Here is a 16,251-nt window from a genome sequence, read left to right as displayed (position 1 = left end):
GTCCATTACCTTTGCAAGTGGGCCAGAATGAAGATGCCCCCCATCCCTTCCTCCGGCGCACACGATCTGGAGCGCCTGCATGAGCAGCGGCTCGAATGGCTGGAGCACGCGGAGGGCGCGGTCATTGCCCTTCCCACCGAATATCCGGACGGCTTCGTCGTCACGCCGCACCGGCACAGCCGTTCGCAGCTGCTCCATGCGCTTCACGGCGTCGTCATGGTCGCCACCGATGCCGGGCGTTGGATCGTCCCGCCCGACCACGCCATGTGGATCCCGGCGCATGTGGAGCACTCGGTCGACATGCTGGGCAGTGTTAGCATGCGATCGATCTACATCGTGCCCGACGCCGTCGGCGGCAGTTCGAGTGCGCTACGCGTGGTGGCGATCACCGATCTCATGCGCGCGTTGATCGTGGAACTTTCGAAATCAGCAAGAGCTGGCGGCAAGGGCGGCGAACGCGAAGCGCTGCTGACGGAACTGCTGCTGCTCGAGATCCCCAATCTGCCGGAGTTGCCGCTCGCCCTGCCCTTCCCGACCGAGGCGCGGATGGCGGCGCTCTGCCGTACCTTCGTCCAGAATCCCTCGTCGCGCGCCACGATCGAGGATTGGGCGGACCGGCTTGGCATGAGCCGCCGGAGCTTCACGCGGGCCTTCCTTCGGGAGACAGGGCTGAGCCTGTCCACCTGGCGCCAGCAGGCCTGCCTTTTCGCAGCGCTGCCACGCCTGGCCGAGGGCCAACCCGTGACTCGCGTAGCGCTGGATCTCGGCTACGACAGCGCGCCCGCCTTCACCACCATGTTTCGGCGGATGATGGGCGTTTCGCCCCGCAGCTACCTTCAGAAATCCGCCCAGCCGTGAGCGGAAAAAGCCGGGGCCAGCCCGGCTTTCCGACGGATGTCAGGAAAGTACGCTCAGTTGACGGCGTCCTTCAGGCCCTTGCCAGCAGAGAACTTCGGAACCGTGCGGGCAGGAATCTGCACTTCGGCGCCCGTCTGAGGATTGCGGCCGGTCGAGGCGGCGCGCTTCGATACGCTGAAGTTGCCAAAGCCGACGAGGCGGACGTCACCGCCATTCTTCAGTTCGGAGGTGATGACGGAAAACACGGCATCGACGGCCGATTGAGCGTCGCCCTTGGAGAGCTTCGCGGCTTCGGCAACCGCGGATACGAGTTCGTTCTTGTTCATCAAGTTCCCTTCCATGAGAAAGAACCGGGGACACGAGTCGCCCGGCAGGAAAGGGACATTAGAAAGAAGCGCTCCCGCAACCAAGCGGAAATCTGGCCTGAACAGCAGAAAAACCGCAGAATTCCGCGGTTTCTCACAGAAAAGCCGGGCTGGGAGCCCGGCTTTTCGTGATGCAGCGCAACATTGCGACCGTTTCTAGTGAGCGAGGGTCTTTCCGGCCTCGCCCGCCGTGTCGACCTTGGCGGACACCGCTTCCGCCGGTTCGGTCCACTCGATCGGATCCGGCATGCGCACAAGGGCGTGCTTGAGCACCTCGCCGACGCGGCTCACAGGGACGATCTCCATGCCGCTCTTCACGTTGTCGGGGATCTCCGCCAGGTCCTTGGCGTTCTCCTCCGGGATCAGCACCTTCTTGATGCCGCCGCGAAGAGCCGCAAGCAGCTTCTCCTTGAGGCCGCCGATCGGCAGGACGCGCCCGCGCAGCGTGATCTCGCCCGTCATCGCCACGTCCTTGCGAACGGGAATGCCGGTCAGGATCGACACGATGGCGGTGGCCATCGCGGTGCCTGCGGACGGACCATCCTTCGGCGTGGCGCCTTCCGGCACGTGCACGTGGATGTCGCGCTTGTCGAACAGCGGCGGCTCGATGCCGAAATCGATGGCCCGGCTGCGGACGTAGGATGCCGCCGCAGAGATCGATTCCTTCATGACGTCCCTGAGGTTGCCCGTCACCGTCATCTTGCCCTTGCCGGGCATCATGACGCCCTCGACGGTCAACAGCTCGCCGCCGACCTCAGTCCAGGCAAGACCCGTGACGACGCCCACCTGATCCTCGCCCTCGACCTGCCCGTACCGATAGCGCGGCACGCCGAGATAGTCGGACAGGTTCTCCGGCGTGATCTTCACGGACTTCTTCTTGGTCCTGAGGATCTCGGTGACCGCCTTGCGCCCAAGCTTCATCAGCTCGCGCTCGAGGCTACGGACGCCCGCCTCCCGCGTGTAGGTCTGGATGATCGAGCGGATCGCGTCGTCGCCGACGGAGAACTCCTTCGGCTGCAGCGCGTGATCGCGGACCACCTTCGGCATCAGGTGCCGCTTGGCGATCTCGACCTTCTCGTCCTCGGTGTAGCCGGCGAGACGGATGATCTCCATGCGGTCCATGAGGGGCGCAGGGATGTTCAGCGTATTCGCCGTTGTCACGAACATCACGCTCGACAGATCGTATTCGACCTCGAGATAGTGGTCCATGAAGGACGAGTTCTGCTCCGGATCGAGCACCTCCAGCAAAGCCGACGACGGGTCGCCGCGGAAATCCATGCCCATCTTGTCGATCTCGTCGAGCAGGAAGAGCGGATTGGACTTCTTCGCCTTCTTCATCGACTGGATGACCTTGCCGGGCATCGAGCCGATATAGGTCCGGCGGTGGCCGCGGATCTCGGCCTCGTCACGAACGCCGCCCAGCGCCATGCGCACGAACTCGCGTCCGGTCGCCTTGGCGATCGACTTGCCGAGCGAGGTCTTGCCGACGCCGGGAGGACCGACGAGGCACAGGATCGGCCCCTTGATCTTCCGCTGGCGGCTCTGCACGGCCAGATACTCGACGATGCGTTCCTTGACCTTCTCGAGGCCGTAGTGGTCCGTGTCGAGCACTTCCTGGGCAAAGTTCAGGTCCTGCTTGACCTTGGAATTCTTGCCCCAAGGGATCGACAGCAGCCAGTCGAGATAGTTGCGAACCACCGTCGCCTCGGCCGACATGGGCGACATCGTCTTCAGCTTCTTCAGCTCGGCTTGCGCCTTTTCGCGCGCCTCCTTGGAGAGCTTGGTCTTCTTGATGCGCTCCTCGATCTCGGCGGTCTCGTCGCGGCCGTCCTCGCCTTCGCCGAGTTCCTTCTGGATCGCCTTCATCTGCTCGTTGAGGTAGTACTCGCGCTGCGTCTTCTCCATCTGGCGCTTGACGCGCGAGCGGATGCGCTTCTCCACCTGGAGCACGGAGATCTCGGCTTCCATGAAGCCCATGGCCTTCTCGAGCCGCTCCTTGACGGACAGCGTGCCGAGCATCTCCTGCTTCTCGGGGATCTTGATCGCAAGATGCGAGGCGACGGTGTCCGCCAGCTTGGAATAGTCCTCGATCTGGCCGGCCGCGCCCACGACCTCCGGAGAGATCTTCTTGTTGAGCTTCACGTAGTTCTCGAAATCGGCCACGACCGAGCGGGCCAGCGCCTCGACCTCGACTTCGTCCTCTTCCGGCTCCACCAGGATGCCCGCGCTCGCCTCGTGAAAGTCGGCACGGTCCGTGAAAGTGCTGATCTTGGCGCGCGCGGTTCCCTCGACCAGCACCTTGACGGTGCCGTCGGGCAGCTTCAGGAGCTGCAGCACGTTGGCAAGAGTGCCGATGTCGTAAATCGCGTCGGCTGCCGGATCGTCGTCAGCCGCATTCATCTGGGTCGCGAGAAGGATCTGCTTCTCCGCGCCCATCACCTCTTCCAGCGCCTTGATCGACTTCTCACGCCCAACGAAGAGCGGGACGATCATGTGCGGAAACACGACGATGTCGCGCAGTGGGAGGACTGCGAAAACGCCGCTGCCGGAAGACCGGGGTGATTTGGCCATTGTCTTACCTTTCTGTCGCGACCGCCAAAGAGCCTGCCGCGAATCCCATCATAATAGCCGCGAGGGCTTCCGCCTATCATCCATTGTGGTGATGACCTTCAGCACGGAGAGCTAGCGCGCGACCCACCTGTCGTTAGTTGGCGTTGCAATGCACAAAGATCAAGTGCGGGCCGCGATTCCGGCGACCTCCGCTGGCCAGGGCGTCGGCGTCGCGACGAAGCCGCGGACATTGTCGTGCGCCTACGCGAAGACGGCGCCCGAAGGCGCCGCCGCAGACAAAATGAAAGGAACGGAGCGCCTCAGGCGCTGACCGGGCCCTTCTTCTCCTTGGCTTCGGAGTAGATGTAGAGCGGCCGGGCGCTACCGGTGACGACCTCGTCAGAAATCACCACCTCGCGCACGCCCTCCAGAGCCGGCAGCTCGAACATAGTGTCGAGCAGGATCGCCTCCATGATCGAGCGCAGGCCGCGCGCGCCCGTCTTGCGCTCGATGGCGCGCTTGGCGATGGCCGACAGCGCGTTCTCGTGGAAGGTCAGGTCGACGTTCTCCATCTCGAACAGACGCTGGTACTGCTTGACCAGCGCATTCTTCGGCTCGGTCAGGATCTGGATGAGCGCCGGCTCGTCCAGGTCCTCGAGCGTCGCCAGGACCGGCAGACGGCCCACGAACTCAGGGATCAGGCCGAACTTCAGCAGGTCTTCGGGCTCGACCAAGCGGAAGAGGTCGCCGGTACGGCGGTCCTCCGGCGACGCGACGGCCGCGCCGAAGCCGATCGAGGTCTTGCGCCCGCGATCCGAGATGATCTTGTCGAGGCCTGCGAAGGCGCCGCCGCAGATGAAAAGGATGTTGGCCGTATCGACCTGCAGGAACTCCTGCTGCGGGTGCTTCCTGCCGCCCTGCGGCGGCACGGAGGCCACGGTGCCTTCCATGATCTTGAGCAGCGCCTGCTGGACGCCCTCGCCCGACACGTCGCGGGTGATGGAGGGGTTGTCCGACTTGCGGCTGATCTTGTCGATCTCGTCGATGTAGACGATGCCGCGCTGCGCACGCTCGACATTGTAATCGGCTGCCTGCAGCAGCTTCAGGATGATGTTCTCGACGTCCTCGCCGACATAGCCGGCCTCTGTCAGCGTCGTCGCGTCCGCCATGGTGAACGGCACATCGATGATGCGGGCCAGTGTCTGGGCGAGCAGCGTCTTGCCGCAGCCCGTCGGGCCGATCAGCAGGATGTTCGACTTCGCCAGTTCGACGTCGTTGCTCTTCCCGGCATGGGCCAGGCGCTTGTAGTGATTGTGAACGGCGACCGACAACACGCGCTTGGCGTAGGGCTGGCCGATCACATAGTCGTCGAGGACCTTCAGGATCTCCTGAGGCGTCGGGACGCCCTCGCGGGACTTCACCATCGAGGTTTTGTTTTCCTCGCGGATGATGTCCATGCACAGTTCGACGCACTCGTCGCAAATGAACACGGTGGGGCCCGCGATCAGCTTGCGCACCTCATGCTGGCTCTTTCCGCAGAAGGAGCAGTACAGGGTGTTCTTGGAATCACCGCCGCCGTGGCTGACCTTGCTCATGCCTTCTCAGTCCTCTTTGGGGCCGCGCGGAGCGGAACCCTCAGTCACCTGTTCCACGCAACCTAAGGCGTGAACGCGCCCGTGCCAACCGTTTTGCCTCGTGCATCGCATTATCCCGACAATCACGACCGGGGCTGTCACGCTTTGCGACTCGGGCAGTCTTCAATGCGAAATTAAGCCATCGAAGCTCAATTTAGGCTTAACGTACGGATTCGTCACAGCCGAGGAAACAGCAAATTGTGACGGAATTGCCGCAGCCGCGACCCAATTGCGGCGGTGCGGCATTCCGTCAGCCGACGAACATATGCGCTCAGGCAGTGACGCTGGTTTCCATCGCCTCGCGCGTCGTGATCACCTTGTCGATGAGCCCGAACGCCTGCGCCTCTTCCGCCGTCATGAAATGATCGCGGTCGAGCGTGCGCTCGATGGTCTCGTAGTCCTTGCCGGTGTGCTTCACGTAGACTTCGTTCAGGCGACGCTTCAGCTTGATGATGTCCTGCGCGTGGCGCTCGATGTCGGAAGCCTGGCCCTGGAAGCCGCCCGAAGGCTGGTGAACCATGATGCGGGCGTTCGGCGTCGCGAAGCGCATGTCCTTGTGGCCGGCGCACAGCAACAGCGACCCCATCGAAGCGGCCTGACCGGTGCAGAGCGTCGACACGGCAGGCTTGATGAACTGCATCGTGTCGTAGATGGCCATGCCGGACGTCACCACCCCGCCGGGCGAGTTGATGTACAGGCTGATTTCCTTCTTGGGGTTCTCGGCCTCAAGGAAGAGCAGCTGCGCGCACACCAGCGTCGCCATGCCGTCTTCGACGGGTCCGGTGATGAAGATGATGCGCTCCTTGAGCAGGCGCGAGAAGATGTCATAGGCGCGCTCGCCCCGATTGGTCTGCTCGACCACCATCGGCACGAGGTTCATGTAGGTTTCGACGGGATCTCTCATCACTGTCCTTCGTTGGACGCGATTCCGGCGTGAAGATCAGAATCGGGATTGGGTGGCTGTCTGCTAAATAGGATGCCGACCACGCGTTGCGCAAGGCCGCGAATCGGCGCTGGCTCATTAACCTTTCCGGCCGCCTCACGAGAAGCAGAAGTCCTTGCCCGGCAGCAGTGGCGGCGGCTCCTCGCCCAGCGCCGCGAGGACAGACCTTTCGCAGACGTGGCATACGCCGTCCAGCGGCAGGGAGCCGAGGCGATCAGCCATTGGCTCCCAGCAGGACCGAAGCTGCCGGCCAGCAATGTTTGCGAAGCCGGCCGTCGCTCAGGCATGCTCCGCCCGCAACCACGATTTCAGGCGGACGAGACCGTCGCCACCGGCGTCCTGCTCGACGGCCTTCGCGACATTGACGCCGACCGCCGCCCCGAACTTGTAGCCATGGCCCGAGCACGCCGATACGACGAGGCACTTTCCGAACCCGGCCGCCGTGAAGCGCTCGTCGGCGGTAAAGGTGTAGGCGCACGTCACCACCTCGCGCACCAGATACTCGCCGATGCGCGCCAGGGGCGGCGCGAAGAGATCGCGGATCGCCTCGCCCTCCTCCGCCACAGGTTGACGGTTCCAGTCCGCGTCGCTGGTGCGCACCTTGTGCAGCCCCGAGCCGAACTTCAGCCCGCCGCGGCCCGACGGAGGGATGATGTAGCCGTCGGTCTTGCCGCCAACGTCGAGGATCACCGGTGCGGCCTCCCAGGCAGCCGCCAGGTCTGTCGGCGCATCGAGGTAGACGACCGCCGTGCGGTAGGTCTTCAGTTCGCCATCGAGCTCCGGAAACAGTTTTAGGACCCAGGCGCCGGCCGTCACCACGACCCTGTCTGCGACCAGCGTCTCGCCGCTGGCAAGCTCGAGCCTCCCAGCTTCGCGGTCGATCGCAACGACTTTGCTGTTCTCGTAGACATTCGCGCCACTGGCGCGCAGCCAACGGGCGATGCCGGCGGCGATTCTGCGGCAATGCAGGGCCCCGCCGTCGGGGGAGAAAAAGGCGTGTCGGAAGGACCCCGGCAACAGGAATTCCCAGCGGGCGGCGGCATCGTCGGCCTCGACATACTCCAGTTCGTAGCCGCCGGCGCGCATGCCCTCCAGATGCCGCTCGGCCTCGTCGCCCTGCTCGCGCGAGACGCACAGGAAGCCGCGTGGATCGTAGTGGCGCTCGCCGAGGTCGGACCACAGCTCTTCCCAGGCGTCGTAGGCCTCGGTGATGAGCCGCCCGTAGCCGGCGGCAGCGCCGTAGGCGCGGCGGATAATGCGGTGGTGGTCGCCCGACGCGGCGAGCGCATTGGGAATGCCGCCCTGTTCCAGCAGCGTGACGTTGTGCCCACGCTTCGTCAGCGCCCATGCTGTCGACAGTCCGGCAATGCCTGCACCCACGACGATGACGTTCACGCCCAAACTCCTGTCGCTGCAACCTCACAAGCGCCGTTCCACGTCGTCGCAGACGCTGGCGTAGCATCGGCAAGATAAGCTAACTGTCGCGACATGACAGATACAAAGCCGGCCTATCTCGACTACGACCCCGCAAGCCGCCGCCTGCGCCTCGACCCGCACGCACATGACTTTGTCCAGAATCCCTACGAGGCCTACGCCTGGCTCCACGCCCGTGGCGGGACCTTCTTCTGGGAGGATTTCGGGTTCTGGTGCCTCGGCCGCTATCAGGACGTGAACGGCCTGCTCCGCGACCGCCGCTTCGGACGCGAACGGCCCGGCGGCTATCTCTCCATCGCGGGGGACGGAAACCGATCCCACCTCACCCATTTCGATGGCATCGAGGCGAACTCGATGCTGGAGCTGGAACCGCCCGTCCACACCCGGCTGCGCACCCTCGTCAATCGCGCCTTCGTCTCGCGGCAGGTCGAGCGGCTGCGCCCGCGTGTCGAGGCGCTGGCCCACGAACTTATCGACCGGTTCCCGGACCGCGAGCCGGTGGACCTGCTCCCTGCCTATGCCGCACCCCTGCCGATCACCATCATCGCCGAGATGCTCGGCGTGCCCGTCGAAATGGGACCGCAGTTGCTCGACTGGTCGCACCAGATGGTCGCGATGTACATGCACGGCCGCACGCGCGAGACAGAGGAGCGCGCCGACCAGGCTGCCCGCGACTTCGCCGATTTCCTGCGGGGCTACGTGGATGAGCGCCGCAAGGAGCCCGGCGACGATCTCTTGTCGCTGCTGATATCGGCGCAGGAAGACGGCCAAAAACTCTCCGAGGACGAACTGATTTCCTCGACAATCCTGCTGCTCAACGCCGGCCATGAGGCGACCGTGCACCAGACTGGAAACGCCGTGCGCACCGTCCTCGCCCAGGGCGGCGATCCCCGCAGGTTCTTCACCTCGCCCGAGGCGACCGCTGCAACTGTCGAGGAATGCCTGCGCATCGACGCTCCGCTGCACATGTTCACACGCTATGCCTATGACGAACTCGAGCCCGTGCCCGGTGTGCTGCTGAAGCCCGGAGAGCAGGTCGGCCTGCTGCTCGGCATGGCCAACAACGACCCTTCAGCGTTCGAAGCCCCTGATGCCTTCCGGCCCGACCGGACCGACCAGAAGAACGTGTCGTTCGGCGCGGGCATCCATTTCTGCATCGGCGCGCCGCTTGCCCGGCTGGAACTGCAGGTGTCGCTAAAGGTGCTGTTCGATCGACTGCCGGAGTTGCGATTCGCGGAGGAGTCGCACTTCCGCGACACCTATCATTTTCACGGGCTGGAGCGGCTTCTGGCGAGATCGTGACAAATCCCGTTCCGCGCGGATTCGCGGAACGGGCATGAGTGGATAACCTCAAGACGCGGTCAGATCTTCAACGTCCGGTTTTCCTCGCGGCCGACGCCGCGGATCTCGATACGGTCGGCATAGACGTCCACCACGGAGTAGGCGGTCGTGTCGGGCGTATCGACCATGCCCTTGAAGGTGACGAAGTGCTTGCCCTCGGCTTCGCCGTAGTTGCCGGCATGATTGTGGCCGTTGAAGAAGGCGACGAAGTTGTCGAAGCCTGACAGCAACGAGACGATCCGCTCGGAATCCCACAGATTGTGGATGTTGGGCGGAAACACCGGATAGTGGCACATGACGATCGCCTTTTCGCCGACGGACTGGGCCTTCTTCATGGTGTCCTCCAGCCAGGCGAACTGCTCGTCGCTGACCGATCCGTTCCAGCTCTGGGCGTTCTCGGCTCCCTTGGCCTTCAGCTCCTCCAGGCGCTTAGCGGCCACCTCACGGCGCGGATCATCCTTCGGAGGAGCAAAAAGGCTCACATCGTTGCCGTCCAGCACGATGAAGCGATGGCCGCCACCGGCGAAGTCGTAATAGGCCTTCTCGAGGCCGGTCGTACGCACGACGGAGGTCAGATACTCCGGCGCCACGTCGTAGTCGTGATTGCCGAGCAGGAAGAAGTGCTCGTGCTTCAGCTTGTCGTAGAGCGGCAGGATGTGGTTGAAACTCTTCCAGTGGCGATCGATGATGTCGCCAAGCGTCGCCACGAACTGAAGTTCTTCCTGGTTGAACGCCTCGATCGCCTCCGACAGCTTCCACAGGCTGTTCGCATAATAGCGGTTGGACTTCAGGTTGGGCACGACCGGCGCGTATTGCGGATCCGCAACGATGCCGAACCGGAAGAGCGGCGCATCCTGCGCGATGGCGCGGGCCACGGTGGTGAATCCTGCGAATGGGGCGAGGAGCGCAGCTGCGGCGCCCATCTTGATAACGTTGCGGCGGTTGACCATGTCGGCCTCCATGCTTGTTGAAACAAGCTGGAGCTAGCCGCGCGCGATGACACCGGGGTGACAGCGCCGAAAATGCTGTGCGATGTGACTTTATTTCTCGAGTTGGCTGCCCGCGACGAGGATGTGAACAGCGGGTGACTGCCGCCTGGCGAACCGGGCTGGACCTACCCTCAGAGCCTGATCACATATTCCTTGCGCGTCGTCTCGACGACTTCCCACGTTCCCTTGAAGCCGGGCCGGATGACAAAGCTGTCGCCGGCCTTCACCGTGCGCACCTCGCCGCCGTCCTCGGTAATCACCGACACGCCGGAGAGGATGTGGCAGAATTCCCATTCGTCGTAGCGGATGCGCCACTTGCCGGGCGTCGATTCCCAGATGCCTGCGTAGAGGCCGCCGTCGGCCTCCTCCGCGTTCCACGTGCAGAAAGCGGGAGCGCCCGAGATGACCCGGTCCGCGGCCGGAGCGCCCATTTCCGGTTCGATGCCACTGACATCGACCTTCAGAAATCTTGCATCGCTCATGAAGGGCTCCATTGCAGGCGGAGCCCTTCATGCCACGGCGATCAGACCTTCGCCAGCGCCTGCTCGAGGTCGGCGATGATGTCCTGCGCGTCCTCGATGCCGATCGAGAGGCGCACCGTGTCCGGTCCGGCGCCCGCGGCCACTTTCTGCTCGTCGGAGAGCTGGCGGTGGGTGGTCGAGGCCGGGTGGATCACCAGCGACTTGGTGTCGCCGACATTGGCGAGGTGCGAGAACAGCTCCAGCGCCTCGACGAACTTCACGCCGGCGTCGTAGCCACCCTTGAGGCCGAAGGTGAACACCGCCCCCGCGCCGTTCGGCGAATACTTCTTCTGCTGAGCGTGGTTCTTGCTGGTGGGCAGGCCCGAATGCTCGACCCAGGCCACCTTCGGATGGTTCGAGAGCCATTCGGCAACGGTCAGTGCGTTGTCCGAGTGGCGCTGCATGCGAAGCGCCAGCGTCTCCAGGCCGGTGAGGATCATGAAGGCGTTGAACGGCGAGATCGCCGGACCGAAATCGCGCAGGCCGAGCACACGCGCCGCGATCGCGAAGGCGAAGTTGCCGAACGTCTCGTGGAGGACCAGCCCGGCATATTCGGGCCGCGGCTCCGACAGCATCGGATACTTGCCTGACTTCGACCAGTCGAAGGTGCCGCCGTCGACCAGCACGCCGCCGATCGAATTGCCGTGGCCGCCGATGAACTTGGTCAGCGAGTGCACGACGATGTCGGCGCCATGCTCGATCGGCCGCACCAGGTACGGCGAGGCCAGAGTGTTGTCGACGATGAGCGGGATGCCGTGCTTGCGCGCCACGTCGCTGATCTTCTCAATGTCGACGAAGTTGCCGGCGGGGTTCGCCACGCTCTCGATGAAGATCGCCTTGGTCTTGTCGTCGATCTGGGCCTCGAAGGTCGCCGGATCGTTGGCGTCGGCCCAGCGCACTTCCCAGCCGAAGTTCTTGAAGGCGTGGCCGAACTGATTGATCGAGCCGCCGTAAAGCTTGTTGGCGGCGACGAAATTCTCGCCCGGCCGCATGATCGTGTGGAAGACCAGCATCTGCGCGGCATGGCCGGACGCGGTCGCCAGAGCGGCGGTGCCGCCTTCGAGGGCAGCGATGCGCTCCTCCAGCACTGCCTGGGTCGGATTCATGATGCGGGTGTAGATGTTGCCGAACGCCTTCAGGCCGAAAAGCGACGCGGCGTGATCGGCATCGTCGAAGACGTAGGACGTGGTCTGGTAGATCGGGGTCGCCCGGGCGCCGGTCGCCGGATCCGGCTTCGCGCCGGCATGGACGGCAAGCGTATTAAAACCTGGTGCGCGCTGCGACATGTCTTTCCCTCTTTTCGGATGCCTGAGATGCGGGCGCATTGATCGCAAAGCGCGTGGGCAAAAGCAAAGAGGAAAATTGCGCGCTTTGCCGCTGCGGCAGCATGCGATGCGCACAATCAGCGCAGCGGGAGCCTTTCATGCTCAACCACCGGTGAAATTTCCCGCGATGCTGACTGCGCCTGCGGTTGTCCAGCTATCCTTGCCGGATTCCGAAACTCTGGAACCCGGTTCTCAGCGTGGGCTTCTTCGACGAGATGACCCGACTGTTGACGCCATTCCAGCCGATCTCGCCCGACAGCCGGCCGTACTCGATCTTGGGGCAGCGGTTCATCACCACCTTGATGCCAGCCGCTTCCGCCCTGGCGGCCGCCTCGTCGTGGCGGACGGTGAGTTGCATCCAGATCACTTTTGGCAGCGGCGTCAGCGCCAGCACTTCCTCGACGATCGGCGGCACGGCGGCCGACGCCCGAAAGATGTCGACCATGTCGATGGGCTCGGGCACGTCGGCGAGCTTCGCGTAGGTCATGCGGCCGAGAATTTCTTTCCCCGCATGACCCGGGTTGATCGGAAATACGGTAAAACCCTTGGCGATCATGTACTTCGCCACGAAGAAGCTCGGCCGAACGTCGTTGGCGGACGCGCCGACGATCGCGACCGTCTTCACCGAGTTGAGGATGCCGGCGATGTAGGAATTTTCGTAGTCGTCGTGGTTCATGCGGGCAGCGCAATCCGTCCTTCGGCGTCGATCGGAAAGTCCAGATTATGGGCGACCTCCCAGAGATTGCCCTCCGGATCCGCAAAATATCCATACCAGCCGCCCCAAAAGGCGCGGCCGGACGCCTTGACGATGCGGCCGCCCGCCTTTTCGGCGAGCGCCAGCACCTCGTCCACCTCGGACTCGGACCGGGTGTTGTAGGCGAGATAGACCTTGGAGACGCCCTCGCCGAAACGAATGCCGGCATCCTCTTCCGCACTCGTGCGCGGGAACAGCGCCAGGATCGCCCCGCCCATCTGGAAGAAGGCGACGCCGTCCTTGATCCGATGACGCGTCAGGCCCATAGCTTCGTAGAAAGCGGCCATACGGTCGAGGTCTTCGACGGCGATGGTGATTATGGAGACGCGAGGTTGCATCAATCTTCGGTCCACTCCGGCTTGCGCTTGCCGATGAAGGCGTCGATGCCCTCGACCGCATCTTTGCCCAGCATGTTCTCCACCATGACCCGGGCGCCGTAGTCGTAGGCCTCAGCCAACCCCATTTCCGCCTGTCGATAAAACGCCTCCTTCCCGAGCTTCAGCGCTGAAGGCGATTTGGACGCAATGGTTTGCGCGTATTTGTTGACGACCTGGGCGAGATATTCGCGCGGCACAACCCGGTTGATCAGGCCGAACTCCCTGGCCGTTGCGGCATCCACCATCTCGCCGGTCAGCAGCATCTCCATGGCGTGCTTGGGCTTGAGCCCGCGCACCAGCGCCACCCCCGGCGTCGTGCAGAACAGCCCGACATTGATGCCGTTGACGCCGAACGTCGCTTGGTCGGAGGCGATGGCGAGGTCGCAGGACGCCACCAGCTGGCACCCAGCGGCAGTGGCTATGCCGTCCACTTCCGCGATCACCGGCTTCGGATGACGCACGATGGACTGCATCAGGACCGAGCACACGGCAAACGTCTTCTCGAAATAGCCCTTGCCGCCGTCGGCATCGGCGCGGTGCGCCGTCATCTGCTTGAGGTCGTGTCCGCCCGAGAACAGCTTTCCGGCGGCCGCGATCACGATGACCCGGACCGATTTGTCGGCCGCCGCCGAATCCAGCGCAGTCTGCAGCGCCTCCATCGCCTCCAGCGAAAGCACGTTGGCCGGCGGATTGGAGAGCGTGAGGCGCAGGATGTCGCCTTCCTGCGAACTCAGGATTGGCCCTTCCGCTTCCGGTGCGCGCTTCATGGCGAGGATTTCGGCCAAAGACTGCCTCCTTGTGATCCGTCAGGTCATGCGACCCTCCCAGAACCTAGCACGGGCGGTCTTGAAGAACACCACTTGACCGTGCTTTCTGGCGCCTTTGCTCCAACGGACCGCCAGCCCATGCCACAACAACACAAGCTCGAACCGGTGATGACGGTCGAAGAGGTCAATGCACTGATCGCGCGGGAGTTTCCCCAGCTTAACGAGATGGAGGAGTTCTACCAGGCGATCGAAGTCTTTCCCGGCGGCTGCACGGTCCGGCTGAATGCAACGCAGAGGCATCTGAGACCCGGCGGCACCGTTTCCGGTCCGGCGCTGTTCACGCTTGCCGATATCGGCGGCTATGTCTGCGCACTGTCACATGGCGGACCGGACGCACTGTCGGTCACCACCAACCTCAACATCAACTTCGTGCGCAAGGCCGAAATCGGCCCCATTGACGGCCATTGCCGCATTCTGAAGCTCGGCAAGAGCCTGCTGGTCTTCGATTGCGACATCGTGGCCGGCCCGGACCGCCAGACTGTGGCGCATGCCACCGGCACGTTCTCGATCCCGCCACGGAAATAGGAAATCGATCGGCTGCTGCCCCGCGCCTATCTCACATCCGGATCAGGGCAAATGAGATCCCCGGGCCTGCACGGCCGCTTGAGGGACTGGATCGTCACGTCTCGGACGAATTGATGAGCCGGCCGAGGCTTGTCGAGGGCCTTGGCCAGTTCGTCGAACGTGTTCTGGCCGACCATGCCGTCGTCCTTGATTCCCTTGTCCCGCTGGAACTTCTGGACGGCACGGAACGTCTCGGGACCAAAGGCGCCGTCCGGCGTTATGCTGGCGCCTCCGTCCGTTACCTTGACGCTCTGCATGAGGTCATAGCCGAGCGTATAGAGATAGGCTTGCACCAGGCCGGCAGCTTCGGTGTTCCGCTCCCACCAACCGATCGGCGTTCTCGTGTCATTGTAGGCTTCGTCAAAGCGCGCCAGACCCGGCGGTGTAAGCAGGCGCGTGGCGGAGCGCGGGTACATACCTAACAATAGCATACCGACCCGCCACCCGCAATTTGGACCGATCGCTGCGGTATTTTATTACCTCACTCCCAACTCGTTGTTTTTGTTGTCCAATTTTTTTCTGACCCAGATTGACGCGCACGACCCCCTCGCCTATAAGCCGCCGTGGAAAAGCATCCCTCGGGCCGCCTTTCCGTCATTGCCGGCCTCGGCTGGCAAGCCAAGCAACAAGAAACGCCCTCGTCAGAGGGTCCTTTTTGAGAGCAAAACCATGAAGACATTTTCGCAGAAGCCTGCGGAGGTGGTGAAGAAGTGGGTGCTGATCGACGCCGAGGGTCTCGTCGTCGGCCGTCTCGCCACCATCATCGCCAACCGTCTGCGCGGCAAGCACAAGCCGACCTTCACCCCGCATGTCGACGACGGCGACAACGTCATCGTCATCAATGCCGACAAGGTCGCCTTCACCGGCAACAAGTACAACGACAAGATGTACTACTGGCACACCGGCCATCCCGGCGGCATCAAGGAGCGCACCGCGCGCCAGCTGCTCGAGGGTCGTTTCCCGGAGCGCGTCGTCGAGAAGGCGGTTGAACGCATGATCCCGCGCGGCCCGCTCGGCCGTCGCCAGATGAAGAATCTCCGCGTCTATGCCGGCGCCGAGCACCCGCACACGGCGCAGCAGCCCGAGACGCTCGACGTCGGCGCGCTGAACTCCAAGAACAAGAGGGCCTGATCCTATGGCTGAGCTTTCCTCGCTCGCAGAACTGGGCGCCGCCACCGGTCAGACCGGTACGCAGCCCGCCGCCCCGGTGCATGTCCAGAAGCTGGACAAGCAGGGTCGCGCCTACGCCACCGGCAAGCGCAAGGACGCCATCGCGCGCGTCTGGGTGAAGCCGGGCACCGGCAAGATCATCATCAACGACAAGGAATATGCGGCCTACTTCGCGCGTCCTGTCCTGCAGATGGTGCTGCGCCAGCCGATCGTCGCGACCAACCGTGATGGCCAGTTCGACATCATCGCCACCGTCACCGGCGGCGGCCTGTCCGGCCAGGCGGGCGCCGTCCGCCACGGCATCTCGAAGGCGCTGACCTACTACGAGCCGGGCCTGCGCTCGATCCTCAAGAAAAGCGGCTTCCTGACCCGCGACAGCCGTACCGTCGAGCGCAAGAAGTACGGCAAGGCCAAGGCCCGCCGCAGCTTCCAGTTCTCGAAGCGCTGATTTCGGCAGGGCTTCGCGCCCACCGCATCTATGGAAAAGGCCGTCTCGCGCGGCCTTTTTTTTGTGGCGTGCCGGCCCGGAGCCAGCGATGGACAATCTTGCGCCGGCGCGCGCCCGGGTGTACGGACGCAGCATCACTCGAACCGGAAAG

18 protein-coding genes are annotated in these 16,251 nt (G+C 63.7%); 5 read left to right on the top strand and 13 right to left on the bottom strand.

From position 1 onward, the window contains the following. Positions 1-33: 33 nt before the first annotated feature. A complete protein-coding gene (locus PD284_RS13570) occupies positions 34-858 on the top strand; it encodes an AraC family transcriptional regulator (RefSeq protein ID WP_411956268.1) in 825 nt (274 codons plus the stop codon). A gap of 53 nt (positions 859-911) precedes the next feature. On the opposite strand, the gene hupB is transcribed toward PD284_RS13570, so the two are convergent. From hupB to PD284_RS13540, 6 genes are all read right to left on the bottom strand, one after another. Beyond that, the gene (gene hupB, locus PD284_RS13565) at positions 912-1,184 is read right to left on the bottom strand and encodes a DNA-binding protein HupB (RefSeq protein ID WP_274628718.1); all 273 of its coding nucleotides are present in this window, start codon (positions 1,182-1,184) and stop codon (positions 912-914) included. 195 nt (positions 1,185-1,379) lie between these two features. Next, the gene (gene lon / locus PD284_RS13560; protein ID WP_274628717.1) at positions 1,380-3,794 is read right to left on the bottom strand and encodes an endopeptidase La; all 2,415 of its coding nucleotides are present in this window, start codon (positions 3,792-3,794) and stop codon (positions 1,380-1,382) included. 299 nt (positions 3,795-4,093) lie between these two features. Beyond that, positions 4,094-5,368, bottom strand: a complete 1,275-nt coding sequence (gene clpX, locus PD284_RS13555) for an ATP-dependent Clp protease ATP-binding subunit ClpX (protein ID WP_274628716.1) — start codon at positions 5,366-5,368, stop codon at positions 4,094-4,096. 310 nt (positions 5,369-5,678) lie between these two features. Continuing rightward, positions 5,679-6,311, bottom strand: a complete 633-nt coding sequence (locus PD284_RS13550; RefSeq protein WP_274628715.1) for an ATP-dependent Clp protease proteolytic subunit — start codon at positions 6,309-6,311, stop codon at positions 5,679-5,681. 135 nt (positions 6,312-6,446) lie between these two features. Then, positions 6,447-6,572: a hypothetical protein gene (locus tag PD284_RS13545; protein WP_274628714.1), complete on the bottom strand. Its 126-nt coding sequence runs from the start codon at positions 6,570-6,572 to the stop codon at positions 6,447-6,449. 57 nt (positions 6,573-6,629) lie between these two features. Continuing rightward, positions 6,630-7,745, bottom strand: coding sequence for an NAD(P)/FAD-dependent oxidoreductase (locus PD284_RS13540; protein ID WP_274628713.1), 1,116 nt, complete (start codon positions 7,743-7,745; stop codon positions 6,630-6,632). A gap of 93 nt (positions 7,746-7,838) precedes the next feature. Between PD284_RS13540 and PD284_RS13535 the strand changes: the two genes are divergently transcribed. After that, on the top strand, positions 7,839-9,086 hold the full coding sequence (locus tag PD284_RS13535) for a cytochrome P450 (protein ID WP_274628712.1): 1,248 nt from the start codon (positions 7,839-7,841) through the stop codon (positions 9,084-9,086). Positions 9,087-9,145: 59 nt separating this feature from the next. On the opposite strand, the gene PD284_RS13530 is transcribed toward PD284_RS13535, so the two are convergent. The 6 genes from PD284_RS13530 to PD284_RS13505 all read right to left on the bottom strand — a co-directional run bounded on the left by PD284_RS13530 (position 9,146) and on the right by PD284_RS13505 (position 13,876). Beyond that, positions 9,146-10,075 carry a metallophosphoesterase gene (locus PD284_RS13530; RefSeq protein WP_274628711.1) on the bottom strand — a complete coding sequence of 310 codons (930 nt, stop codon included), beginning with the start codon at positions 10,073-10,075 and terminating at the stop codon, positions 9,146-9,148. 170 nt (positions 10,076-10,245) lie between these two features. Next, positions 10,246-10,596 carry a cupin domain-containing protein gene (locus PD284_RS13525; RefSeq protein WP_274628710.1) on the bottom strand — a complete coding sequence of 117 codons (351 nt, stop codon included), beginning with the start codon at positions 10,594-10,596 and terminating at the stop codon, positions 10,246-10,248. Positions 10,597-10,637: 41 nt separating this feature from the next. Next, positions 10,638-11,921, bottom strand: a complete 1,284-nt coding sequence (locus tag PD284_RS13520; RefSeq protein WP_274628709.1) for an O-acetylhomoserine aminocarboxypropyltransferase — start codon at positions 11,919-11,921, stop codon at positions 10,638-10,640. A gap of 193 nt (positions 11,922-12,114) precedes the next feature. Beyond that, on the bottom strand, positions 12,115-12,636 hold the full coding sequence (locus PD284_RS13515; RefSeq protein ID WP_274628708.1) for a CoA-binding protein: 522 nt from the start codon (positions 12,634-12,636) through the stop codon (positions 12,115-12,117). Beyond that, the gene (locus PD284_RS13510) at positions 12,633-13,052 is read right to left on the bottom strand and encodes a VOC family protein (protein WP_274628707.1); all 420 of its coding nucleotides are present in this window, start codon (positions 13,050-13,052) and stop codon (positions 12,633-12,635) included. The genes PD284_RS13515 and PD284_RS13510 overlap by 4 nt, the downstream gene beginning before the upstream one ends. Next, the gene (locus PD284_RS13505; protein ID WP_274628706.1) at positions 13,052-13,876 is read right to left on the bottom strand and encodes an enoyl-CoA hydratase; all 825 of its coding nucleotides are present in this window, start codon (positions 13,874-13,876) and stop codon (positions 13,052-13,054) included. The genes PD284_RS13510 and PD284_RS13505 overlap by 1 nt, the downstream gene beginning before the upstream one ends. A 120-nt stretch (positions 13,877-13,996) precedes the next feature. Between PD284_RS13505 and PD284_RS13500 the strand changes: the two genes are divergently transcribed. After that, positions 13,997-14,443 (top strand): PaaI family thioesterase, encoded by a 447-nt coding sequence (locus PD284_RS13500; RefSeq protein WP_274628705.1) that lies wholly within the window; start codon positions 13,997-13,999, stop codon positions 14,441-14,443. A 26-nt stretch (positions 14,444-14,469) separates the two neighbouring features. Here PD284_RS13500 and PD284_RS13495 read toward each other — a convergent pair whose 3' ends face one another. After that, a complete protein-coding gene (locus tag PD284_RS13495; RefSeq protein ID WP_274628704.1) occupies positions 14,470-14,913 on the bottom strand; it encodes a peptidoglycan-binding domain-containing protein in 444 nt (147 codons plus the stop codon). Between the two features lie 238 nt (positions 14,914-15,151). Here PD284_RS13495 and rplM point away from each other — a divergent pair, with 238 nt between their 5' ends. Both rplM and rpsI read left to right on the top strand, forming a co-directional pair. Next, complete coding sequence (rplM, locus tag PD284_RS13490; protein ID WP_274628703.1) at positions 15,152-15,613, top strand: 50S ribosomal protein L13; 462 nt, start codon at positions 15,152-15,154, stop codon at positions 15,611-15,613. A 4-nt stretch (positions 15,614-15,617) separates the two neighbouring features. Beyond that, the gene (gene rpsI / locus PD284_RS13485; RefSeq protein ID WP_274628702.1) at positions 15,618-16,100 is read left to right on the top strand and encodes a 30S ribosomal protein S9; all 483 of its coding nucleotides are present in this window, start codon (positions 15,618-15,620) and stop codon (positions 16,098-16,100) included. Positions 16,101-16,251 lie beyond the last annotated feature (151 nt).

It is taken from the genome of Mesorhizobium shangrilense, from assembly GCF_028826155.1.
Taxonomy (GTDB): Bacteria; Pseudomonadota; Alphaproteobacteria; order Rhizobiales; family Rhizobiaceae; genus Arvimicrobium; species Arvimicrobium flavum.
The sequence above is the reverse complement of the archived record's forward strand: the minus strand, read 5'-3'. Positions and strand labels throughout refer to the sequence as shown.